Source organism: Streptomyces neyagawaensis (assembly GCF_023516595.1).
Taxonomy (GTDB): Bacteria; Actinomycetota; Actinomycetes; order Streptomycetales; family Streptomycetaceae; genus Streptomyces; species Streptomyces neyagawaensis.
On record NZ_JAMGBG010000029.1, the window covers coordinates 124,420 to 148,382 of the forward strand.

At 69.4% G+C, this 23,963-nt stretch carries 16 protein-coding genes and 1 pseudogene; 5 read left to right on the forward strand and 12 right to left on the reverse strand.

The window, feature by feature from the left end; all coding sequences use genetic code 11:
* Window positions 1–33: 33 nt before the first annotated feature.
* Window positions 34–429 carry a DUF5997 family protein gene (locus M8J73_RS15510; RefSeq protein ID WP_055536666.1) on the forward strand — a complete coding sequence of 132 codons (396 nt, stop codon included), beginning with the start codon at window positions 34–36 and terminating at the stop codon, window positions 427–429.
* Window positions 430–523: 94 nt separating this feature from the next.
* Here the strand turns inward: M8J73_RS15510 and M8J73_RS15515 are convergent, their stop codons facing one another.
* Window positions 524–1,321 (reverse strand): hypothetical protein, encoded by a 798-nt coding sequence (locus tag M8J73_RS15515; protein ID WP_055536637.1) that lies wholly within the window; start codon window positions 1,319–1,321, stop codon window positions 524–526.
* Window positions 1,322–1,507: 186 nt separating this feature from the next.
* Between M8J73_RS15515 and M8J73_RS15520 the strand changes: the two genes are divergently transcribed.
* Window positions 1,508–3,517, forward strand: coding sequence for a hypothetical protein (locus tag M8J73_RS15520; RefSeq protein ID WP_055536638.1), 2,010 nt, complete (start codon window positions 1,508–1,510; stop codon window positions 3,515–3,517).
* An 85-nt stretch (window positions 3,518–3,602) separates the two neighbouring features.
* Here the strand turns inward: M8J73_RS15520 and M8J73_RS15525 are convergent, their stop codons facing one another.
* Together M8J73_RS15525 and M8J73_RS15530 are read right to left on the reverse strand one after the other, a co-directional pair.
* Window positions 3,603–4,715: a hypothetical protein gene (locus M8J73_RS15525; protein WP_055536639.1), complete on the reverse strand. Its 1,113-nt coding sequence runs from the start codon at window positions 4,713–4,715 to the stop codon at window positions 3,603–3,605.
* Between the two features lie 41 nt (window positions 4,716–4,756).
* A complete protein-coding gene (locus M8J73_RS15530; protein ID WP_055536640.1) occupies window positions 4,757–5,152 on the reverse strand; it encodes a hypothetical protein in 396 nt (131 codons plus the stop codon).
* 192 nt (window positions 5,153–5,344) lie between these two features.
* Here M8J73_RS15530 and M8J73_RS15535 point away from each other — a divergent pair, with 192 nt between their 5' ends.
* Window positions 5,345–5,698, forward strand: coding sequence for a cupin domain-containing protein (locus M8J73_RS15535; RefSeq protein ID WP_055536641.1), 354 nt, complete (start codon window positions 5,345–5,347; stop codon window positions 5,696–5,698).
* A 221-nt stretch (window positions 5,699–5,919) separates the two neighbouring features.
* On the opposite strand, the gene M8J73_RS45260 is transcribed toward M8J73_RS15535, so the two are convergent.
* Window positions 5,920–6,774: a helix-turn-helix domain-containing protein gene (locus M8J73_RS45260; protein ID WP_157873012.1), complete on the reverse strand. Its 855-nt coding sequence runs from the start codon at window positions 6,772–6,774 to the stop codon at window positions 5,920–5,922.
* A gap of 77 nt (window positions 6,775–6,851) precedes the next feature.
* Here M8J73_RS45260 and M8J73_RS15545 point away from each other — a divergent pair.
* A pseudogene (locus M8J73_RS15545) lies at window positions 6,852–7,169 on the forward strand (transposase family protein); the annotation flags it as partial.
* 213 nt (window positions 7,170–7,382) lie between these two features.
* Here M8J73_RS15545 and M8J73_RS15550 read toward each other — a convergent pair.
* On the reverse strand, window positions 7,383–10,367 hold the full coding sequence (locus M8J73_RS15550; RefSeq protein WP_249828736.1) for an AAA family ATPase: 2,985 nt from the start codon (window positions 10,365–10,367) through the stop codon (window positions 7,383–7,385).
* A 62-nt stretch (window positions 10,368–10,429) separates the two neighbouring features.
* On the opposite strand from M8J73_RS15550, the gene M8J73_RS15555 reads away from it, so the two are divergent.
* Window positions 10,430–13,474 carry a LuxR family transcriptional regulator gene (locus tag M8J73_RS15555; protein ID WP_249828737.1) on the forward strand — a complete coding sequence of 1,015 codons (3,045 nt, stop codon included), beginning with the start codon at window positions 10,430–10,432 and terminating at the stop codon, window positions 13,472–13,474.
* A gap of 109 nt (window positions 13,475–13,583) precedes the next feature.
* On the opposite strand, the gene M8J73_RS15560 is transcribed toward M8J73_RS15555, so the two are convergent.
* From M8J73_RS15560 to M8J73_RS15590, 7 genes are all read right to left on the reverse strand, one after another.
* On the reverse strand, window positions 13,584–16,745 hold the full coding sequence (locus M8J73_RS15560) for a non-ribosomal peptide synthetase (RefSeq protein WP_055536644.1): 3,162 nt from the start codon (window positions 16,743–16,745) through the stop codon (window positions 13,584–13,586).
* A gap of 77 nt (window positions 16,746–16,822) precedes the next feature.
* Window positions 16,823–17,734 carry an NAD(P)-dependent oxidoreductase gene (locus M8J73_RS15565; RefSeq protein ID WP_063799133.1) on the reverse strand — a complete coding sequence of 304 codons (912 nt, stop codon included), beginning with the start codon at window positions 17,732–17,734 and terminating at the stop codon, window positions 16,823–16,825.
* 2 nt (window positions 17,735–17,736) lie between these two features.
* A complete protein-coding gene (locus M8J73_RS15570) occupies window positions 17,737–19,575 on the reverse strand; it encodes a non-ribosomal peptide synthetase (RefSeq protein WP_079054620.1) in 1,839 nt (612 codons plus the stop codon).
* Complete coding sequence (locus M8J73_RS15575) at window positions 19,572–20,777, reverse strand: pyridoxal-phosphate-dependent aminotransferase family protein (protein WP_055536647.1); 1,206 nt, start codon at window positions 20,775–20,777, stop codon at window positions 19,572–19,574. The genes M8J73_RS15570 and M8J73_RS15575 overlap by 4 nt, the downstream gene beginning before the upstream one ends.
* Before the next feature lie 66 nt (window positions 20,778–20,843).
* On the reverse strand, window positions 20,844–22,184 hold the full coding sequence (locus M8J73_RS15580; protein WP_079054621.1) for an MFS transporter: 1,341 nt from the start codon (window positions 22,182–22,184) through the stop codon (window positions 20,844–20,846).
* A gap of 100 nt (window positions 22,185–22,284) precedes the next feature.
* Window positions 22,285–22,494 carry an MbtH family protein gene (locus M8J73_RS15585; RefSeq protein ID WP_055536649.1) on the reverse strand — a complete coding sequence of 70 codons (210 nt, stop codon included), beginning with the start codon at window positions 22,492–22,494 and terminating at the stop codon, window positions 22,285–22,287.
* Window positions 22,495–22,581: 87 nt separating this feature from the next.
* Window positions 22,582–23,922 (reverse strand): condensation domain-containing protein, encoded by a 1,341-nt coding sequence (locus M8J73_RS15590; protein WP_055536650.1) that lies wholly within the window; start codon window positions 23,920–23,922, stop codon window positions 22,582–22,584.
* Window positions 23,923–23,963 lie beyond the last annotated feature (41 nt).

Consider the following 23,963-nt stretch of genomic DNA (forward strand, 5'->3'; position numbering starts at 1 on the left):
GCGATGGCTCACATGCTCGATACCCTGGACACCATGACGTCGCACCAGACCGCACCCCAGACCATGAAGCCCGCGACCGCGGCGAAGAAGCTGGGTGTGTACCTCGAAGCCACCCCCGCCGAGTTCCGGGACGGCGTCGTCTCGCGCGCCGAACTGAACGCGCTCCAGGCCGACCCGCCGGCCTGGCTGCAGGAGCTGCGCCGCAACGGCCCGCACCCCCGCCCGGTCGTCGCGGCCAAGCTGGGCGTCTCCATCGCGGGGCTGGCCCGCGCCGGAGTCACCGAGCCCCTCACCACCGAGCAGATCGAGGCGCTGAAGGACGAGAGCCCCGAGTGGCTCCAGCGCGAGCGCGCCACCCAGGCCGAGGTCCGCAAGGAAGGCGCCCGCATCAAGAAGCGCAACGCGGAGCGGGCGGCAGAACGCCCCTGAGCGCCCGGAGAACGCGGGCCCGGCAGTGGGCTGCTCTCGGTCGGGCCGCTCTCGGTCGGGCTGCTCTCGGTCGGGCCTCTCGGTCGGGCCGCTCTCAGAGCGTGAGCACCGGTCGTACGGTGAAGTCCTCGTAGAGGTCCTCGCCGTCCTCCCCGTACACGAACTCCGCCATCGACGGATTGACGTTCGCCGTGGCCAGGGGTAGCCAGCCGAGCAGACGGCCGTAGCCGCCGCACACGGACTCGCCGCCGTCGCCGCCGCGCACCACCGAGCGATCGCTCGTCAGCTCCGTCGTGTACGTGTCGTACGCGATGCGCAGGCCGAAGGCGTTCGGTTCGTGCTGGGGGCCCGTGGGGTCGTCGTAGGGGACACGGTCCAGGGGGCAGTCGTCGCCCCAGCGGAACAGGGTGCGGGCCCCGGCACCGCAGGCGTGCTCCCACTCGTCCGAGGTGGGCATGCGCAGACCGCGCGCCGCCAGGACGGCCGGTGTCTCGGCGGGCGGCTCCGTCAGATGCTCGCCCTCCACCGCCATGAGCACGGCGTCCAGCACCACGTCACGGCGCGGGCTGAGCACCTGCGCGAGGTGTTCTCGAAGATCGTTGTCGTACCCGTATCCCTCGGCCACGCTCCGGGCGTAGTCCGCCGACTGCTCGGACGTCGGCCGCCAGGCGGCGGCGTCGAAGCCGAGCGTGACCCGGCCGCCCGGTATCAGGGCGAACTCCTGCCCGTCCCGCTCGATCAGGACCCGGTGCAGTGGAGCACCGAGGTGCTCGACGGTGTCGACGCGGACCACCCGGCCTCCCACCCGGGCGGCGGCGTCCTGGGCGACCTGCCGCGCGATGGTCGGCGCGAAGGAGCGCCATGCGTCGAGAGTGAGACCGGCGAGAGACATGCGACGCAGTGTGACATGGGGGTCTGACAATGCCCCTGCGGACTGTTAGAGGCCGCGATCGGTCGGTCGGTCAGTCGGTCGGTCGAAAAGTCGTTCGGCGGCGGCCGTGCTCGGTGACAGGATGACCGCGGGGACACGGATGAACACCAGGCACGAGGGTCCCGAGAGTCACGGGGTCACGGGGTCATGGGGGCGCGGGTGGCGGGTTTCGCGGTGGAGGCGTTGGACGACGTGCCGTGGGAGCGGCTGGAACCGGTGCTCGAACAGCGTCCGACGACGGGGACGCGCGCGGTCCTGCGGAGGCTCGCGCTGAAGGGCGAGGCGGCGACCGAGGAGGACTGCTACCCGCTGTACGACCGCCTCGCGCTCGGCACTGGACGCCTGCCCTCCCTCAGAACCGCCGCGCTGCCGTTCGTCGCCGCCCTCGCCGGTGATCCGGCCTGCGGCGCGCGGCGAGAACTCGTCGGGCTTCTGGTGAGCTTCGCCCGGTTCGCGGCCGAAGCCGAGGCGGGCCAGGTGGACGAGGCGTGGCATGAGGCATGGCGGCTCCAGCGTCCCGTGTTCCTGGCGCTGCTGGCGGACCCGGACCCCGAGGTGCGCAGGGAGGCCCTGCCCCTCGCCGGGGACGTCGGCCCGCTGCTGGACCGCTGGCGGGCCGAGACGGACCCGACGGTGCGGCCCGCCGTCCTGTTGGAACTGGGGACCGCCGCCGGCTCCACCGGCCCGGAGGCGGCGGACCGGGTACGGGCGGTGGTGACCGAGGTGCTGCGGACGGACGACCCCGTCCTGCGGGTCGCGGCCGTGCACGCCTGGGCCGCGTTCGATCCCGAGGCACCGGTGCGGGAACGGGACCTGCTGACGGAGATCCTCACCGACCCGGCGGTGCGACCGCTGTTCGAGGCGGCGTGGTACGTCTCCGACGTCGAGACGGCCTTCACCCGCGAGGACGTCGTCTCCTGGACGGTCGGCCTGTTCGCCCCCGTACCCCCGACGATGTTCGACTTCGTCCTCGACCTCATCGAGGCGGCCCGCCGCAACGGCGATGCCCCGCTGTGCCGCGTCGCGCTGGACGAGGCGTGGCAGCTGCTTGTCCGCCGGCCGTCCGTGGCCGAGCGGCTGCTGCCGCACGTCGGCGCGCTGCTCGCCGACCGGGACGACGGCGTCCGCTACCGGGCCGCCCACCTCCTCGCGGTACTGGGCCCCCGCGCGGCCCCCCACGCCGACGAACTCGCCGCCCTCCTCGACGACCGGGGCGAGGACCAGCACGCCTTCCTGGAGGGCACCGTGGGCGACCACGCCCGCTGGGCGCTGACCCGCATCGGAGACCCGCGCGCCCTGCCGGGCCTGATCGCGCGACTGTACGCGCCCTACGAGGGGCAGTACTCGCGCTCCTACTGTTCGGGCGACCCCCGCCTGCCGGAGGTCGAGGACGTCCTGACCCCGCTCGCGGCGCACGCGGAGACCCTGGTGCCGGACATCCGCGCACTGCTCCGCAAGGACGGCAAGGGCGGCGGGCTGACCAACTGCCTGCTCGGTGTCCTCACCGCGTGGGGGGAGGCGTCCGCGCCCGCCCTGCCCGAGGTGGTGGCCCTGCTGGACGACGCCCGCTACTCACTGACCGCGATCGACGCGCTCGTGGCGATGGGACCGGCCGCGGCGTCCGCCGCACCCGAGGTGCGCCGCGCCACCGTCCTCGACCACCCGGGCAACCACCAGAAGGTGGCGTGGGCCGCCTCGGCACTCGACGGTGACAGCGCGGCGGCGCTGCGGCTCGTGGGCGAGGCCGTGCTGACCGAGGAGGAGCCCTTCTACGGCCCCGTCCACCTGATCGGTCGCTTCGGCCCGGCTGCCGCGCCCTACGCCGACCGGGTACGACAGCTCATGGAGCGCGGCGACGGCTGGCTGCGGCTGTGGTCCGCGATCGCGCTCGCGTCGATCACGGGCGAGCCGGAACCGAGCGTGTCCGTCCTCGGGGAGCACCTGCGGCCCCTGGCCGACGGCGACGACTCCTACGGCTACTTCGTCGACGCACTGCGCGCCCTCGTCGCCATCGGCACGGTCACCGACGAAACCCGTGAGGTGCTGCGCCGGGTGCGGGACACCGACCGGAGGCTGGCGCCCCACGGGGACTACCGGACGATCCTGTTCGACGAGGAGATGCGATCCCTGATCGACGCGGTCCTCGCTCTGCCGTGACGTGGGGGAGGGGGAAACGCCGTCCTCGTCCCGCAGGCTCCCCCGCCGTGCCGCGTGACGCGGGGGCGGCCGGGCCGCCCGTCGCTCAGGACGCCGCCTCGCTCCAGCGGGCCAGCGTGCCGCTCCCGTCGTCGTAGGTGAGCCAGGTCCCGTCCCCGAGCGGGCGCACATGGCTGTCGACGTGGCCGGTGGGATACGTGATCGCGCCGCGTATCTCCAGGGTGTGCGCGTCGAGCAGCCAGTGGCGGCCCTCCGCCGGGTCGTCGTCGGCGTCGGTCGTCGAGGCGATGACCGTGTCGGCGTCGACGAAGCCGCCACCGTGGTCCCAGCGGAGCGGCTCGTCTTCGTCGTCCTCGGCGTATGCGTTGTCGAGGTCCTCCTCGCCGCGCGGCTCCGGCCGGGCCCCCGCCGCTTCGCACTCGGCGAGCACCGTGCCGTCGAGGGCGTGCAGCCTCAGGTCCATGCCGTCGTGCTCGGCGGTCAGGAAGCCGGGATGCGCCGGGTGGACGTCCGTCAGGTCGCGGTCCAGGGTCTCGTTCAGGTCCCAGGCGGTCAGCTCCTCGCCGTCCCAGCGGGCCCAGTGCAGCAGGAGGCCGTCCTGGCCCATGCCGATGCTCAGCCCCATGTGGACGCCGTCAGGGTGGGAGAGGTGGTGGGAGCCGGAGGCCGCGCTGTCCAGTGGCAGCCGGGCCGGCTCACGCCCGTCCCGGGCGTCCAGGACGGCCCAGTACTCCTGCCCGCCGTGCTCCTCCGGCGCCACGACGTGCGCCCAGACGAGCCGGCCGTCGTCGGATATCCGGCACGACCCGTGCTCCGGCCCGTCGCACACCTCCTGTTCGTCCCCGGTGTGCGGGTGCCCGAGGAGCGGGCCCCAGCAGCCGTGCCGGTACTCCCACAGCGTCGCTCCGCCGGGGGCCACGGCCCGCACCGAGCGCTGGCCCGAGAACACCGCGAACGACGCGTCGGCACTCACCGAGTGGACGCCCCCGCGCCAGCCGGGCCAGGGCAGTGGGAAGACGGCGGTCGGCGCGCGGTCGGCGGCGAACAGCCCGGCCAGGTCGTGGACCTCCAGCGTGGGCCCGTTCCTCAGGAGGGCGCGATGCGGGCGGTCGGCACGACTGTCGAGGGCGAAGCCGTTGACCAGGGATCCACCGTTCGGCAACTGCACCGAGTCGCGCAGGCGGGCTGTGATCGACATGGCCCGAAGGTACGGCACCCCACTGACATCGGTGCCGGCCCTCAGGTCTCGGCCTGCGCGGACACCGCGCGGAAGCGGGTCAGGAGGGCCAGGGCCGGCGGGGCCGCCGGGTCGAAGAACTGCTTGGCCAGCGGGGGCGGCACGGCCGGTCCGTGCATCCGGACCTCCTGGCACGTGAAGCAGAACGCGGCCTCGAACAGGGCCGTGTCGAGGGCGTCCCCGTAGGCCCGGACGCTCCACCCGGGCGAGAACCCGCACCGGTGCTGTTCGCCTCCCGACAGTTCCTCGATCAGCGCCAGGGTGTCGGCGACCTCGCCCCCGGCCCAGTGCGCGATCACACGGCCGGGCCAGGGGTCGTCCCCCTTCGCCGGAAGCGCGGAGATCCTGACGACCTCGATCAGTGCGGTGAGGGCGACGGCCTCGACGGGGAGCTGCATGCGCGCAGTCTGCCGTGGCCGGCCCCCCACGGAGAACCGGCGTGCGTGCTTGACACAACGTCCGAACCTTCTGTCCGCAATGGACAGTTCACGCATGGGCTCCGAGCGGGGTCCCGGGGACACTCGACGAGCCGGTCGTTCCGGCACTTCGTGGCGCAGTCCACACCCACCTGTCCGCGGTAAAGGAAAAGCATGTCGCTCCTGAAGACCATCGACACCGACCCGTCCTTCGCACCCAAGGAGTCCGGTCCGCTGCCGGAACGCCTGATCTCCGGCGACCCGACGTACAAGACCTGGGCACAGGACGACGCCCGTGGGGAAACGATCCACACGGGCGTCTGGGAGGCGACGCCCGGCGAGACGCGCTCGATCAAGGGCGAGACCTTCGAGTTCTGCCACATCCTTTCCGGCGTCGTCGAACTCACGCCGGAAGGCGGCGAGCCGGTGATCTACAAGACAGGCGACAGCTTTGTCATGAAGCCCGGCTTCGTCGGTGTCTGGAAGACGATCGAGACCGTGCGCAAGATCTACGTAACCGTGTCCTGACCCTGGCGGCGCAGGTTGCCCTCGCCCGTAGAGACTTGCCTCCGGCGAGGGCAACCCCGTCGGTGGTCGTTGCGCCCATCTGCCGGCCCGCCTCGGCGACGGCCGCGCCGACTGCTCGGCCGAGCACTGCCGCCACGGGGTCGACGTGCAGGTGGCCGGCGCCTGGGTGACCACACCGGCCAGACGGCCTCCCGGAGGCGAAGCGATGCGGTGACACCCGCTCAAGGGGAAGAGGCAAGCTGCCCTTGCTGCCGGTATTGCGATGGCGCGCATCCCACGTGCTTACGGAACACGCGGGCGAAGTGCTCCGGGTTGGGGAAACCGCAGCGCCTACCGACTTGAGATACCGGGTCATTGTCCACTGCGAGCAGATGGCAGGCAGCTTCGAGGCGCAACTCGGTGAGGTATTGCAGAGGTGTCTTTCCGGTGGCTGCGGAAAAACGACGCAGGAAGTGGTACCGGCTGAGTCCTGCTTCCTTGGCAAGCTGATCAAGCGTGATGTTCGAGGAGAAATTCGCGCTCATGAATGTTGTCACCGTTTGCAGCTGTTCCGGGCTGAGACCTCCGGTGCGCGGTGAGGCGTCGCGGCGTGGATGGAGTAGATACTCAGCCAGGTAGTGGGCTGCACTCATGGCATAGCGCTCTCCCGCACCTGTCTTTCGGGCGTGAAGGAGAGCCTGCGCCATGGATGCGACATGTGGATCGAAGGCGCGCAGGGTCTGTAATTCCGAAACATCACGGACAGGAGCGGTGGTGTGCGTGTCCAGTGCTCGCTGAAGGACTTCTACGGAAAGCTGGATATAGACGACTTCGAATGGGAGACGTCTGGGTGGCGTCCTGCTGAGCCTGATCAGGTTGTTGGGTGCGACCCGGCAGACCTCTCCAGGCCCGAGCGTGGTACCTAGCCAACCGCCGCCATTCTCTCGACCTTCAATTTGACACACGCCTCGTATTGGCGTGACGATGCCGAACCACTGATCCGGCAATTGGTATGTCCAGGTGCCGCTGTCGTGTCCAGCGGCTCGCTCTTCTACAACGAGTTCCCGATAGGATTGGTCTCGGCACGTCTTGATCACGTAGTTTTCCCTTGTGTGGGGTAGGGGAAACGAGGAGTGACAGGAGCCAGGTCCGTCAGCCTCAGGGCTGCAAAAAACGGAACGGTCCACCTCTGTCGCTGGGCATCTCCGGCGCCAACTGCACGACAGCCTCGGCGTGAAGCCGCTCGTGCGCGGGATGCCACCGATCCGCTCACGCCGCGGCCCGCGCCGGCTCCGTAAGCGAGGCATCCGCCACCGCATCGCCCGCGAAGGCATCGGGTCCTTGCAGCTGCTGGATCGTCACCGTTGGGTCGTTGAGCGGACGGTGTCCTGGCTCACCGGGCTGCCGACGCCTGCAGCGCCGCTACGAGCCCAAGGTCGAGCACTTCCACGGGGCTGCCAGCCCGCGGCGATGCAATCGTGCTCTTATGCACCGATCCGTTACGTTTTCAATCGCATCTCGTTTGTCCGTGTTCATGGTGTTTCCTCGGCGTTTCCTCAGGTCCGAGCGCGAGCCAGCATGCGCCGTCGAATGCCAAGGCTGCTGCGGGTGACCATGCTGGCAGGAGTGATCGGCGATTCCGGCGGTTCTGGTCGTTCGGCGGCTAAGTACAGGGAAACTGATCGCGAACCGTCGGGTCCGCTTGTCAGAGGGAGTCGAGGGTGCCCGTGAGGACGGCGGTGACGAGTTCGGTGCGGGAGCGCTTTCCGGTGCGGGCGAGCAGCCGGGTGAGGCGTCCGACGACCGCGTCCTCGTTGAGTCGCAGCATGGTGGAGATCTGGCGGGTGGTGAGCTGTTCGGCGAGCAGGGTGGCGAGCAGGTGGTCGTTCTCGGCGGTGGCCTGCTTGCGGCCGGGGATGGTGAGTCCGGCCTCGCGCAGCTTGGTCCTGGTGTGGAAGCGCCACAGGGCGGCACCGGTCATGTCGAACAGTTCGTATGCCTCGTACAGGGGCTTGCCCGGGCCCGCGCCCCCGTCGGCGGCTTCCAGGAGGGTGGTCGCCGTCTCGAAGGGCAGGCCGCGGGAGCGGGCCAGGTTCACCGCCTCGCGCAGGTGGTCGCGGGCGGTGTCGGGGGCCTCCTGGCGCAGGACCCGGGCCGAGGCCAGCAGGTACCTGAGCTGGGTCCTTCCGCTGTCCGTGCGGGAGGAGAGCTGCTTCAGGCTTTCCAAGCAGGTCGCCGCCTCTGCGGTGCGTCCGGCCTCGACCGTCACCTCGGCCAGCAGGGCCCACAGCTCCTCTGTGGCGTAGGTCTGGTCGTGCTCCCGTGCAGCGGCGAGCCCGCGGCGCAGTGTTTTCTCGGCTGCGTCCATGTCGCCGAGGGCCATGAGCACTTCTGCTTCTGATGCGTTGAGCGCGCACTGCAGCGGACTCGTGCCGGGGCCGCGCATTTCCTCGACTATCTGCAGGGCGCTGGTGACGCGGCCCCGGGCGAGGAGGATGGCCGCGGTCCGCGCGGACAGCAGAGAGCTGTCCGATACCGGGGTGGACTGGATCTCGTTGTTGGCCAGCAGTCGGCGGGCTGACTCCAGTGCCTGATCCCACCGGCCCGTAAGGTGGTCGAAGAGGAACTGGCTGAGCGGGGGCAGCGCTTGTACGGGCAGGCCGGCGGTCTCCAGCAGGTTGTGGGCGGCGTTGAGGTCGTAGCTGGTGAGCAGTTCGTCGAACATGCCGCTCGCCAGCGAGTACACCTTGCCAGGGGGCAGCTCGGGGGCGTCGTACATGGTCAGTTCGCGCCCGTAGGGTTCTGGTCGGCCCATGGCCAGGTCGGCCACGGCTCTGAACCGGGCGGGCGCCGCGCGTGCGCGTGGGCTGGTGTTCCACAGGGTCTCGGTATCCCGGAGCAGGTGCGCTGCCTCCTGCCATCGCGAGAGGTGGCACAGGGCCAGGACCTGGCCGCTCACCTTGGCCAGGGCGGGCACCGGCAGCCCGTCCCACCAGTACGCGGTGGCGAGCCGGGACATCGTGGCCCAGTCACGTTGGTTGGCCGTGACCGCCACGACCAGAAAGGCGGCCTCCTGCAGGTCGAGGTCGCTCAGCGCAGGCCCCGGGTTACGCAGCAGCGATTCCCCGGCGGCCCGTGCCGTGGCGTAGTCGCAGGCCAGGTAGGCGATTGTCCCGTACTGCTGGAGGACGAGATCGCGGGCGTCGGCGTGCTCGGTCAGGTCACAGGCGGCCCGCAGCCACCGCAGGGCCCGCTCGTCATCGGTGCCGGGCCTCATCCGCCGCGCGGCAGCCGTCAGTTCGGCCACCGCACGCTCCCGGTCCACCAGGCTACCCGCGTCCGCGACCCGGTCTGCCCGGTAGGCCGCCGCGTTCGCCTCGTCGAGAAGACCCGGCGCCGGGCGGATCACACATCCGGAGCTCTCCGCGTCCGCGTCCTTCCAGAGGACCTCGACCGCCGTGGCGGACAACCGGCTGCGGTCCACGGGGCTCAGCCGCTCCCGGACGGTGTGCCCTGTCAGCGGCAGCCGGAACGTCCAGCCCTCTGCCGTGGCGCCGTCCGGTCCGGGCTGTTCCTCGATGATGCCCGCCTCGACCAGGCGGCGGACACCGTCGTAGGCGGCGTCGGCGGACAGGCCGGCCCACGCCGCGGTCAGCTGCAGGGCCGGTCGGCCGAGCGGCCCCAGGATGCTCAACGCCGCGGCCACCGCACGACACGGCTCGCCCAGCGCGTCCACTGCCGTGACGAATCTGTCGCCGTCGGGCAGCACCGGTACCGGCGTGCTCGCGCCCAGGAATGCGTGGCCGTCGGCGACCCGGATCCCGTCCCGGCGAGCCCAGCCCGCGAGCAGGGCGTCGACCGCCCCCGGGATGCCACGGGTCAACTCGCCGACCTGCCGGGCGAGGACGGCGTCGGGCTTTGCCCGCAACCACCGCGCGACCAGCGCGGTGACGTCATCCGGTCCCAGCGGGGACAGCTCCACCGTGCGGGCCCCCTCGACACCGGACAGCCGCTCCAGGAGGCCGGCCGGACCGTCGCAGCCTGATGCCCGGGCCTCTCCGGCCTTCCGTCCCTGGCCTGAGGTGCCCAAGCCGACGGCGTCCGGCGCGCCCTCTCTCATGCCCCTTGGGCCCGGTGCGACGTGCCGCACTGCCGACACCACCAGCCGGACACCGGGCGCGAGCCGTGAGAATTCGATGCGGCACAGCACGGCCAGGGAGTCGGGATCGGCATGCTGGACGTCGTCGACCATGATGGTGAGCGACGTGGCCTGGGTGAGGGAAGCACGAAGCAATGCGTGCATCGCTGCGGGGTCACCCTGGTCGACGGCGGACAGCGCCCGCGCAACCAGCTTCCCGGCCGGCCGCTGCCGTGGCGAGGCGGATCGGTGCTCTTCGAGTGCCATGACCAGCCGCAGCGCCAGCAGTAGAGGCCGTTCACCGTCGCCAGGAACACAGTCCACCGCCAGCACGGCGGTCCCTTCTGGACGCAGCCGTCCGCCGACCGCCTTCAGGAACGCACTGCGGCCCACACCGGTTTCGCCTCGGACAAGGACCAGGCGGGGACCGTCAGGGTCGCTCAGGAAGTCGTGGCTCTGCTCCAACTCGCGCTCGCGGCCGAGCAGACTGTCGCCGGTACGGTCCAGGCGTGCGGGCGTACCCCAGCTGATCAGTTCGTTGGTTGCAGCCACTGTGCGGTACATCCTTGTTCAGAGATATGCCCGGGCGGACAGAGAACACGGCCACCGGCTGTGTGCCCGCACCCGGCCTTTCGTCGGTGCGCGGACATTATGAGCGTCGTCGCCACGCCATGAACCGTCAGGCCCTGTACGCGCCAACCTCCGGTGCGCCAGGAGCGCCGTACATTTCCAGCCGGGTAAAGGCAACGCAAAGTGGCGAGGAGCCGTCTCTCCTCGGGGTTGAGGAGAACGAGAGGAGCGGCACCATGCGGCACCAGCGTGGAGCGGTCATCGGCAGAGACGGCGCGGTCCGCGACGTAGCGGAAGCCCTGCGCGCCACCGGGGAAGCGGCCCGGATCCTGCTGGTCACCGCAGAGGCCGGAATGGGCAAGACAACCATCCTGGAACAGGCTCGGCGTGCGGCAGCCCAGGCCGGCGCCGCAGTGGTGCGGCTCGGCTGGGAAGACGAAGACGCCGAGGACACGGCCGACGCGACGGTCCTCGACGCAGGCTGCGGCCTGACAGTCGAGGATCCCGACGGCTGCCTGCCGCCGCTCATGGCAGCCCGCCGAGCACCGTTGCGCGCCGCCGTGCGGGAGGGCGGGGCGAGCGCGCTGTCCGCCTTCTCCGAGGCACTGACGGAGGCATCCCGCCAGACCCCGTTCGCGCTGGTTGTCGACGGCGTCGAGCGGATGCCGCAGCGCAGTGCCGATGCTTTGGCGCTGCTGCTGCGGGTCTTCCGCCCGCGAGGCGTACCCGTGGTGATGGCCGGGCGGCCGGGGCCCGCGGCGGAACCCGGCCGCGCCCGGCTGACGGCCGCGGCCGACCAGGTCCTCGAACTGCCCCCTCTGCAGCCTGCCGATGTTGCCACGCTCGTCGACATCCACGTCACACGGCGGTTCGGCCGTCCGGCCGAATCCGCGTTGGCGGATGCTGTGTCGCGGGCGCTGGGCACGCTGGCGGGCAACCCCCGCGCCGTGTTGTCGGTGCTCGGCGCGCTGGACGAGCAGGACCTGGTGGAACTCGACGGTCGGTTGTGCCTCACGCTGCCGGACAAGCGGCTGCGCTTGACCGCCGGGGCGCCCGAGCTGCTCCGGTTCGGCTGGCCCGACACGCCCGCGGACTCCAGGACCATCAAGGCGGCGATCGTCACCGCCTGTGTACTGGACCACGCCGAAGTGCACGTCGATGACGCGTTCACGATGATGCCATCCGCCGGAGCCCGGTCCCTTGAGTACACACTGGACCGCCTGATCAAGGACGGGATCCTGACCGTGGACCCGCAGGGCCGCCTGTCATTCGCCGTCCCGGCGCTCGCCGCGGCCTTGCGGACCCTGCCCATCCATGGCGACGTGCAGGGCAACTCCGCCCGGTACATCAAGCGGTTGGCGGACGAGTTCGGTGCCGAAGCCACCGGCCGCGGCTACCCGAGGCTGGCCGATCGCGTCGCGGCCTCCGGCCCGCTCCTGGACGATGCCCTCGCCGTCCCGCTGCTGCTGGCCGCAGCCCGCCAGGACGCCCGGACGAACTGGCCCCGATCGGCCCGCGCTTACGCGGCCGCGCTTCACCGGCTCACACCACAGGACCAGCGCACCCATGGTGTGCTCCACGAGGCGAGCAGCCTGAGCCTGCGGCACGGCGACCACGAAGGGCTCCTGGCGCTCGGTAAGCCGCTGCTCGCCCTCCTGGACCCACCGCATACCGAACACACCGAGGACGTCGAGAAACCGGCCGGCCTGTCGAACATTGCCGCCGCATGGGTGTGGGCAGCCCTTCACGAACACCGAGCCCCTTGCGCCGACAGCGTCCACCGTCGTCTGGGCAAGGTCGCCGGCCGGTCTCCCGCCGGGGCCGGGCTTGCGGCACTCGGCGGCCTCTACGGCATCGGCCCGCTGTCAGCCCGGCCGACAGCGGCCTCCCTCCACATTCTGGACACCTCCGGTCCCGGACACGTCCGCATGCCGCTGCCCAAGCCCACCGAACTCCGCCTGATGACCGCCGCGGTGGGCAGCCACACCGAACTGAGCCGCGCGCGGCAGCACATGCCCCCCGAGGCCATCGACGACCACACCCTGGACCAGCTGCGCGGCGCCGCCGCCTACGCAGACCTGGCCGGCGCTCTCGCAGCAGTCCTCGGCGACCGGTATGTCGCGGCACCCGAGGGCATCGCCGTCCAGTACCGGGGCATGGTGCGCGACTATCTGGCCGGGGATTGGGACGCCGCTCTGGCGGCCGCCCGCCGTATCGAGGTGCGCAGCCGCACCCACGCGGCGGCGGGCACCCCTCACCTGCCACGGGCGCTGGCCGCGGAGATCCACTGCACGCGCGGGGACGTCGCACGCGCCACGGCGTGGCTCGACCTGGTCCCCGACACCGCCACTCATCCCCTGGCCGCCCGGGCGCGGCTGGCGGTCCGGTACTGGTCGGGCCGACGAGAGGAGGCGCTGGAGGAAGCCTGGCACGACGCTCGGCTGGCACGAAAGAACGGCCAGCTCGCCGGTGTCGAGCGGCTGCTGCTGCGCATCCTGTCGCTCGCCGCCCGCTCGGATCAGCCGTACACGGTCCAACAGGCCCTGGAGGAAGTGGAAACCCTGCACGACGAGGCAGCCACCCCCATGACCCACGAGGCCCTCCTTCTCGCACGCGGCATCGCGCACCACGACGCGGACAGCGCGCTGACCGCCCACCGGTTGATCAAGCTCCGAGGCGACGTCTACCTGAGCGTCATCAGCTGCCTGTGCCTGACACACGTCGCCGACGACCCCCGGCGCTGGCTGACCGAGGCCATGGGCAACGCTCACACCCTCGGCCTGGGAGGCCCCTTCCGCACCGCAGTCACCCGTGCCGCGCAGCAGCGCAACATCCCCGTACCGAGACTTCGCCAAGGCCAACAGAAGCTGACCGAACTCGACATCAGACTGGTGCGCATGGTCACTGACGGCGCGACCAACCGGCAGATCGCCGCAGAACTCGCCTGCAGCCCCAAAACGGTGGAACAGCGCCTGACACGACTGTTCCAGCGCACAGGCTCCCGCTCCCGGAGGGAACTCACCGCCGCCTGGCTCAACGGAAGCCTCACCCAGACCGCCTCCGGCCCCTCCCGCCTGGACGACCACTGAACCCTGTGAACACCAACCCATGTTCCCTAGCCGACCCACACTGCCTTGTCCGGGCGCACAGCGGCCCGGGCCTTCGGTATCAGAAACCGCCTGAGCGCCGATGGCGCAGTCAGCCGGCTGGTTGGGCGGCCCCCGCCGCCACGATCAGTCGGGCCGCGTTGGTGACTGAGGAGTCCACGAAGAACTCGGCGATCGGGACTTGCACCGTGAACTCACTCTTGAGGCGGGAAATGAGCCGCAGCGCGGCCAGAGAGTGGAAACCCAGCGCAAAGATGTCTGTCCGCAGGTCGATCGTCGGTACTTTGAGTACCTCGCAGTAGATCTCCGCGACCTTGATCTCGAGCTCGCTGCCCTGCGCTTCCTCGGGGACGACACGCTCGCGGCTCTGCAGCGCGAGCAACGCTGCCTGGTCAACCTTGCCGTGCGAAGTGAGCGGGAACCGTTCAACTACGGAGATGCGAGCCGGAACCAGGTGTGGGGGAAGCTGGGTACGCACGTACGCCGCGACTGCTGCCTCGTCGGCGTACGCACCGATCAGGAACGCGATCAGCTCAAGCTCGGCCGCTGGATCAGCCTCGGTGCGCCGAGGCACGACCAGGCTGCGCTCCACGTCCGGATGGCCGTCGAGTACCGATTCGATCTCGGCGAGCTCGACCCGATGGCCGCGCAGTTTGAGCTGACGGTCCACGCGGCCGAGAAATTCGAGGTCACCTTCGGTGGTCCATCGGCCTTGGTCGCCGGTGCGATACATACGTGCGCCCGGCTCGACCGCGAAAGGGTCCGCCACGAAGCGCTCGGCGGTCTGCTCGGGCCGGTTGAGAAAGCCGTCGGAGACGCCGGGGCCGGCCAGGTAGATCTCCCCTGGTACGCCGCGTCCAACCGGTGCGAGCAAAGCGTCGAGCACGTAGACGGCGGCGTGCGGCATGGGCCGTCCGATCGGCAGCGCCTCGCGGTCGAAGTCAGCACCAGGCTGGTAGGTCGTGCTGGTCACCGCCGTTTCGGTGAGCCCATAGACATTGGTGAGCGGAATCCCGAAGTCCAACCAGCGCTGGTAAACCTCGATCGGCGCGCGTTCGCCGCCGACCAGCACTCGCCGCATGGTTTTCGGAATGGGGACAACAGCCGGGTCGATCAGGCGCACTACTTCCATCCAGTAGGCGGTGGGGAGCTCACATATGGTGATCTCGCGCTCTCCGAGGAGGCGCAGCAGTTCCTCCGGGCCGGTCCGGCCGAGCACGCCATCGAAAAAGACGACGCAGCCACCGGCAAGCCAGGTGGGGAAGAACTCCTCGACATGTACGTCGAAGGTCATCGCGGCGATCTGCAGCATCCTGTCTTCCGGGCCCAGATCGAACGTGTCCACCGCGGCACGGGTGAACGCGGTCAGGTTGACATGGCTGACGAGGGTGCCCTTGGGCACTCCCGTCGAGCCGGAGGTGAACGGGACATACGCGACCTGACGGCCTGTCACAGCGATGTCCTCGAGATCCTCACCGCTCTGGGCCTCGATCGAGGAAGCAACCGCCGGATCGTCGAGGGCGAGCACCTGGTGGGCCCCGGCGAAGTCCTCGGCAAGGGCCACGACCGTGAGCACCAAGCGGGGCGCGGTCTCGGCGAGGACGTGGGCCTTGCGGCTGCCGGGCGCGTCCGGAGCCACAGGGACGTAGGCCCCGCCCGCCTTCAGCACGGCGAGCACGGCGGCCGGCCAGGAGGAGCCATGGGGCAGGGCGAGCGCCACCCGCTCGCCCGTGCGCAGACCCAGCTGACGCAGATGCCGCGCGAGCCGGTTGGCCTGGCTGTTGAGCTGGGCGTAACTGACAGGAGTACCGTCTTCACGCTCGATCGCCGGCGCGTCTGGGCCCTGCCGGACCCGCCGCTCGAACAGCGCGTGCAGGGTGGCCGGCTCGTCCCCCGGCACGGGCCGGCCGGTGAGCTCCCGATCGGGCGCGGCGTCGGTCGACGTGCGAAGCGCTCCCAGTGGGAGCTCGGGGTGGGACACGGCCTCGCCGAGCAGCGCCAGGTAGCTCTCGGCCATTGCCTCGAGGGTGCCCGGGTCGAACAGCTCACTGTCGTACTCAAACTGAAGGCTCAGCTCCCCGAGCGCGTCCACAGCGCTGAGACTGAGACGGAACCGGGCTCCGCCATTGGACACCTCGTACAGCTCCGTCACCGCGCAGCCCGGCAGCGTGGCCTCGAACTCCGTGGACTGCTCGAAGGAGAACATCGTCTGGAAGAGCGGGGTCTCACGCGAGGTGCGTTTGGAGTCGACCCGTTTGACAAGCTCGGTGAAAGGCGCGTCCTGTGAGGAGAGCGCGTCGAACGTACTCAGCTGGAGTTCGCGGACCAGCGAGGCGAAGGACACGTCCGCGTCCAGCCGCAGTCGCAACGGCATGGTGTTGACGAACAGCCCAATGAGCGACTGGTACTCGGGCCGGGTCCGGCCGGCCAGAGGCGTTCCGATCAGCAGGTCGTCCTGACGGGTGTAGCGGGCCAGCAGCACGCCCCAAACACCGCCGAGCATCGCGAAGGGCGTGACCCCGAGCCGCTTGGCGCAGGCGTAGGTATCGGCCCGAAGCTGCTCTGGCACCACTGTCGTGAACTCGTCCCCCCGGTAGTCCCGGGACGCTCCTGAACTGTGATCGACCGGCAGTGCGAGGATCGTCGTCGCACCGGCCAATTCCCGAGCCCACGCGTCGAGCACGTTGTCATACCCGCCGTCCTCGGTGATGCGCCGCTGTTCGGCAGCGAAGTCGCGGTACTGCATGGTGAGGTCAGGCAGATCGGGCTCGCCGCCCGCGTGCCATGCGGTGTAGAGCGCGACGAACTCGGTCCAGAACAGACGCAGCGACCAACCGTCCGCGACGATGTGGTGCATGTTGAGGAAGAACGCGTAGGCGTCATCCTCAAGACGTAGCGCGGCAGCCCGCAGCAGCGGACCGTGCACAAGGTCGAAGGGCTCGCGAGCGGCGGTCTCGACGAACACACGCCAGTCGTCGGGCCGGGAGCGAAAGTCGAACACAGGCAGCGCGAAGGGCTGCGGCGGATCTGTGATGAGGCACAGTTCACCGTCTTCCTCGACCACCCGGGAGCGCAGCACCTCATGCCGACGCACGATCTCGGTCACGCAGCGCGCGGCGAGCTCCGTGTCCAACGCGCCACGCAGTCGGATCACCATGGGTATTCCGTAAACGCTGCGGCCCGGGGCGAGTTGTTCAGCGAACCAGATCTGCTCCTGCAGGAGGGAGATCCTCTCGATCTGTCGGTTGCCCATGGGTGCTCCGGTCGGGTGCGTGGCCTGCGGAGTAGTGGTTGGCTCGGTCATCGTGACCCGCTCTTCCTGACAGTCGGCTAGTAACCGAGTTCCCGGTCGACCAGGCCGATCGGCTCAAGGCCGTTCGCCAGTCGACGAATGTTGCGCCGGACCAGGTCGACGAAGGGTCCGAGTGCGTGATCCAGATCGCCCGCGCAGTGCGCGGTGATCACACAGGTGGGAAGGGACCACAGCGGGTGCTCCGGAGGAAGCGGCTCGGGGTCGGTGACGTCCAGGCCGGCGCCGGCAATCCACCCGGAGGTCAGCGCACGAACGAGGTCATCGGTGATGACAAGCCCGCCGCGCGCCACGTTCACCAGGCACGTGTCCCGACGCATGGACCTGAGCCTGACTGCGTCGATCAGCCCGGCGGTGTCCGCGGTCAGCGGCGCCGCGAGAAAGACCACACGGGCCTCGGGCAGCCATTCGTCGAGGCGATCGGGCGTGCCGACCTCGGCGCCCGCTATCGGGGCGCCGCCGCGGCACACCACCTTGGCGCGGACCCTGAACGGGCGCAGCAGTGCGAGCAGTGCCCGGGCAACCCCGCCGCCGCCCACCACGAGGACCTCGGCGTTCGTCAGCCCGATGGCGGGGCGCGGCAGCCACGTACCGGCTCTCACGGAGGCGGTTCCCTGACGCAGCACGGTCAGCGCGAGCATGAGGGCGTGTTCAGCCACCAGCTCGGACTGGACGCCCACGGCCCGGCTCCAGCGGATCCGCTGATCCATGAGCGGCAGGTAGCTTTCGACGCCGGCGCTCGCCAGTTGAACCCAGCGCACCGACGGCGCGCACTCCAGTGCGGCTGCCAGCTCCGAGGGCTGCTCGCCGGTCCAGATCAAGCCCTGAGCCCGGGCCAGCGGAGCCAGGCGAACGCCTGAAGCATGCAGCGTTGTCATGAGATCGGCGGGCGCCGGTTGCGGAAGCACTGCCACGGGGAGGTCGGGAAGCATGGTCACCAGCCACTGCCCGGCTTGCCCACCGCCGTGACGTCCGCCTTCGCCTCGGCCAGCGCTGCCACTCCGCGTACCGAATACGTGTCGAAGACCTCGCGGAAACCGAGGCTGATGCCCAAGTCTGTGCGGATCCAGCTGATCAGCCGCAACATGAACAGCGAATCCCCACCCAGGTCAAGCAGGTTGTCGAGCACACCGATCTCGTCGAGTCCCAGTAGCTCCGCCGCGGCGGCGCCGACGCGTCGCTCGATTTCACCTGTCGGCGGCACGAACTCGGTGGGCAGGTCGGGCCGACGCTTCGGCGGCTGCGGAAGCATCGCGTGGTCGATCTTCCGATGCGTCGTCAGCGGGAACTCGTCCAGCCGGATCAGCGCGGAAGGGATCAGATGGGCCGGCAGTTCGTCGGCGAGGAAGGAACGCAGCTCACCGACGCTCACCTTGTCCCGGTCAGCAGTCACGTAGCCGATCAGACGCCGCTCACCCGACGCGTCCTGCCCGGTCGTGACCAGGGCTTGACGCACCGCAGGGTGCCGGTCGAGCGCAGCCTCGATCTCGCCTGGTTCGACGCGATATCCACGTACCTTGACCTGCTGGTCGCCGCGTCCGAGGAATTGCAGGCGACCGTCGGGAAGACGGCGTACCCGATCGCCGGTGCGGTACAACCTGGCCCCCGGAATCCCCGAGTAGCGGTCGGCGACGAACCTCTCCGCGGTGACGTCGGGTCTGCCCAGGTAACCGCGTGCCAGCGAGTCACCACCAATGAGCAGCTCGCCCTCGGCATCTGCGGGAACGAGTTCGAGCCGCTCGTCGACGACGAACATGCGGGTTCCGGCGATGGCATCGCCCATGGACAACACCCCGTCCTTGGGTGCTTGTCCGGGCGGCACGGTCCAGTACGACGCGGTCGCAGTGGTCTCGGTCGGCCCGTAGACGTGCACCAGCGGAAGGCGGAAGCGGTTCCACTGCTGGACCGCTTCGGGCATGGCGCGGTCTCCTCCCATGACGAGCAGGCGCAGCGACGGGGGCAGTGCCCCGCCGGTGTCCACGAGGTGGCGAACCAGCACGTGCCAGTGCGCGGTCTGCATCTCCAGCAGCGTGACCTCGTGCGCGGTGAGGTAGTCGAGCAGGGCCTCCACCGGGGAGAGCGCAACCCGGTCGGCCGGGAACACGCTTGTCCCGCCCTGCACGAGTGGGGGGAACAGCTCCTCGAGTGAGGCGGAGAACGCGGAGGCGGCCAGCATCAGGTAGCGATCACGCGGCCCCATGCCGAACTCGGCACTCGCGGCGGCTGCGAGATTCGCCAGGCCGAGATGGGTGATCATGACGCCTTTGGGCGCTCCGGTGGAACCTGAGGTGTAGATGACGCAGGCCAGATCGTCCGGCGCGGCCGCGGGGGCGCCCGGGCGGGGAGGCAAGCGCCCCCGGTCCGGCGCAAGCGTCGTGACAGGCAAGCTGGTTGGCGTCCCCTGCGCTCCTTGCGCTCCGTCCACGATGAGAATCTTGATACCGGAGTCCGCCGCGAGGAAACCCTTGCGCTGGTCGGGGTAGTCCGGGTCGATCGGCACGTACGCCGCTCGCGCACGCAGCACGCCGAGAATCGCGACAAGCAGGTCAGCGGAGTGACGCATCATCACGCCGACGCGATCGCCGGGAAGCACTCCCATCTCCGCCAGGCGCGCCGCCATGTGCTCGGCTTCGGCGGCGAGTTCGGCGTACGTCAGCGCCCGCTGCGCATCCTCGGTGGCGGGGGCGTGCGGTGTCACCCTTGAGTGCTGCTCAAGCAGGTGCGGGATGAGCTTCGGCGCGTCGTTTCGCGCTGATTGAACGTCGGCGTTCACGCGGCAGACTCCTCAGGTTCGGGCGACGTGGACGTCAGGGGGCCTGCGGCGACGTCAACCTGCTCTGCCATCAGCTTCACGACGGGTGTGACGCCACTGCCCGGCAACACCGGGGCGCCGAGGGCTGCCAACCCGGTCTCGAGCGCGGCCAGCGCGGTGACCAGGTCGAGCGGGTCGGCGTGGCCGCAGTGACCGATCCGTACCACTTCGTCGGCCAGTTCCCCGTTGCCGGTGGTCAGCTGGACGCCTGTGTGCTCGACCACCGCGTCGACGAGAGCTTGCGCGCTTACTCCGGGCGGTGTGAACGCGGCCGTCACGATGCCGTTGCGCGCCACTTCCGGGGTCAGCAGCCGGAGTCCGAGGCCGCGCAAGCCCGCTCTGGCCATCCGACCGAGCTCCGCATGCCGCCGGTGGCGCCGCTCCATGCCCTCAGCGAGTACCTGCTCGAGCGCCGCGGACAACTGGAGCAGCACGCCGACCGCCGGCGTCCAGGGGGTACGCGGGATGGACTGGTTCAGGTTGTCACGCGTGATCGTCCAGTCGAAGTAGTACCGCAGATGCCTGGCCTTGGCGTGCCGGCGCCAGGCGCGCTCACTGACCGAGACGAAAGAGACCCCCGGCGGCGCCATCAGCGCCTTCTGACTCCCGCCGACCACGACGTCCAACCCCCACGCGTCGGCCTGCATTTCGCAGCCGCCGACCCCGGAGGCCGAGTCCACTATCGTCAGCACACCGCGGGTCGCGCGCCCGATGGCCTCAAGGTCGGTGACGACGCCTGTGGAGGTCTCGCAGTGCACGACGATCGCCGCGACGATGTGCGGGTCGGCCGCCAGGCAGGCTTCGACAGCTGCGGGGTCCGGCTCGCAACCCCATGCGACGTCGAGCACGACGGTCTCCAGGCCATAGGCGCGGCAGAGCTCCACCCAGCGCCTTCCAAAGGCACCGTTGTCCACCACGAGTACCTTGTCCCCTGGACTGAAGAGGTTTTGCACCGCGCTCTCGAACGCGCCGGTGGTGCTTGACGAGAAGATCAGCACGTCCCCCGCGGTACCGAGCACATGCCTGAGCCCGTCGATGATGCGTGTGAATATGCGTGCGAAGTCCGCGGTGCGCTCGTCGACCATGGGATGCGTCGCCGCCGCGATGACCGCGGGCGGCAGCGGGGTCGGACCGGGGATGGCCAATCTGTCCTTGTAAATCATCTTCCTGATTCCTTCGTGCCGCGGTGGTCCGGCTTCGTCAAAGGCTCGTCTGCGGTCGAGTACCGCTCAGCTGACCGGCACCTCACTGCCGCTGTCCGGCACGTGCGGTTCGATGGCGGACTTGCGGAGCCCGGCATCGTCCGGCTCGTTCTGGACCTGTAGCTCTGGTTGCTCAACCCTGGCCAGGGCAAGGGCGAACAGTGCCGTACCCACCACCGCGACCACAGCACAGCCCACCAGCACCGGGCGCAGGCCGAACAGGATGCCCAGTGGGCCGGCCACGGCGAAGCCGACCGGCTGGGCGATCTCCGAGGCCATCAGGTCGAAGGCGGCCACCCGGCCGAGTACCGCGCTCGGTACGGCTCGCTGCATGAGGGTCTGGAAGAACACTCCTTGCAGGCCGATCGCACAGCCGGAGAGCAATGCGGCACCCGCCACCACCACCGTCGGCACGCCAGAGCCGAGGGCCAACGCCTCGAAGACGATCAGCGGTGGCAGCCACGCTATGAAGACCACCGGTCGCTTCGGCTTGATCCGCCCGGAGGTGAACTCCGCGCAGAGCACACCGATGGTCATGCAGGTGCCGATGACACCCCAAGCTGCGGCACCGCCCAGATGGGTGTCGGCCACCAACGGGCCGAGGACCGCGAGGGGAGCCAGCAGGACCAGCGAGAACAACGTCCACTGCAAGGTGAGCAGCCATAGCCAGGGGCGCATTCGAAACTCCCGCCAGCCTTGCTTCAGCTGCGTGAGCGTCCCGCCTTCGTGATCCGGCTCGACTTCGCCCCGGGCGGGGATCTTGGCGAATATGAGACAGAGAGTGATGAAAGCCATCAGCACGCTCTCCACCAGGAAAGCGGCTCCCGAACCGTACGCCGCCACGACCACTCCTGCCGTCGCAGGGGCCACCGTCCAAGCCAGCGAGGAAAAAGCGCCGACCAGCGCATTGGCCTCGTCCAGGTCTTCTTTCGCAACGACGTCCGGCATGATCGCCATGCTGGCCGGACCGAACAGCGCGTCAGCGCCGCCGTACACGACTGCCAGAGCGAAGAACCAGGCGAGGGTCGCAGTATCCGTGAGGAGTCCTATTGCCAAGGTCGCCGCTGCGGTCAGGCGTACGATCGACGAAACGATGAGCAACGGGGCACGCGGAAAGCGGTCCGCCGCGACGCCGGCAAACAGCGACAAGGCGAGCGAAACCGCCGCCTGAACTCCGAGGACAAGGCCGAGGTCACTCGCAGAACCGGTGGTGTGGAGGATACCGAAGCTCTCCGCGACCGGCAGGAAGCCGTTGGCCATGCTGGAGCCCAGCCGGGCGGCCAATAGGCAGGTGAAGTTTCGGTCGGTCAGCAGCCTTCTGCGTTTGCTTCGGCGTCCTTTTTTGTCGGAGACCTCTACATCGCTCATTGCGTCTCTTTCCGCGCGTGCTGGTTTCAGGTCCCGGCACGAGGGCTAGGTGATGGTTTCTCCGGGTCCAGTCGGGCGGCGGTGCCACGCCGACGGGCCCTCAAGAGGTTGTCGCCTCGACCAGGGACTTGGGCCGCATGTCCGTCCAGTTCCGTTTCACGTACTCCAGGCAGTCCTCTCGCCCGGCTTCGCCGTGTACTACGGTCCAGCCCTTGGGCACAGTGATGGCGGCGGGCCACAACGAGTGCTGTCCCTCAGCATTGACCAGCACCAGGTACACGCCGTCTTGGTCCTCGAATGGATTCGCCACTGCTTTCACTCCCGTACGTAAGTAGTCGTCATTCGTCAGCGGCCGCGCAACTCGATATGCGTGCCGAATTCATGGGTAATAGGGAACCTATGCAACCCGCAGCACATCGACTGTGCTGATCGGAGCATCCGGGTCCGCGGCAAGAGCGGCCAGCATCCGCCGGTAACCGTCGGCCACGTGCTGTGCGGTCTCCCGTTCGAACATGTCGAGCTGGTACTCCAGGAACGCATCCATCCCAGCCGGCTCCTTGTTCGGGCCGAAGTTCTCCCGCAGACTCAACGCCAAGTCGAACATGGAGCTGCCACCGTCTATGTCCAATGGCACGTCGGTCAATCCGTCGAACTCGAGCCCGGCGTCGGTGTTGTTCTCCAGGGTGAACATGACCTGGAAAAGCGGGTGACGGGTCCGCGAGCGGGCCGGATTGAGTTCCCTGACCAGGCGATCGAAGGGGATGTCCTGGTTGTCGTAGGCATCAAGGGCGACGGCCTGGACCCGCTTGACCAGGTCTCGCAGACTCGGGTCGCCGGAGACGTCAACGCGGAACACCAGCATATTGACGAAGTACCCGACGAGATCGGTCAGCGCATCATCCACGCGGCCGGCCACGGGTGAGCCGATCGGAATGTCGGTGCCCGCACCGAGCTTGCTCAGCAGCGCCGCAAACCCGGCCTGCAACACCATGAACATGGTCGCGTTCTCGGTGCGGGCGACCTCGGTCAGTGCCGTGTGCAGATCGGCGTCCAGGGTGAACTCGATCGCGCCCCCGGCGAAGTCGGACATCGCCGGGCGCGGGTGATCCACCGGCAACCGCAGTTCCTGGGGAATGCCGTCGAGCACCGAACGCCAGTGCGTGAGCTGTCTCGACGCCAGGCTGTCCGGGTCCTCCTCGCGGCCCAGCAACCGCCTCTGCCAGAGCGCGTAGTCGGCGTACTGGACAGGCAGCGGCGGCAGATTCGGCTCGGCACCACGGCGCCGCGCCGCATAGGCCCGGGCGAGGTCTCGGGTGAGCGGCCCCAACGACCAGCCATCGCTGACGATGTGGTGCATCGACAGCAGCAGCACGTGCTCCTGCGGCCCTAGTGCGAACAGCCATGCCCGAAGGGGTAGGTCGTGCACAAGGTCGAACGGGCGTTCCGAGGCCTCGTACAACGCCTCATACAGCCCTTCCTCGGCAAGCTCCTCGTACTCCAGTCTCACCACGCATTCCGAGACGTCCAGAACAACCTGTTGCGGCTCGCCCTCACCGTCCCGGATCACCGTGCGAAGCGATTCATGTCGCTGCACGACGTCTCGCAGTGCCTCTTCCAGGGCTGTTCTGTCCAGCTGCCCCGTCAGCCGCGAAGCGAGCTGCATGGTGTACATCGAACTGCCCGGATTCATCTGATGGATGAACCACAGTCCGAGCTGTCCGAACGACAGAGGGATCATGACTGGTCCCACATTGAGATCCTCACTGCTCTGTGCGGGCC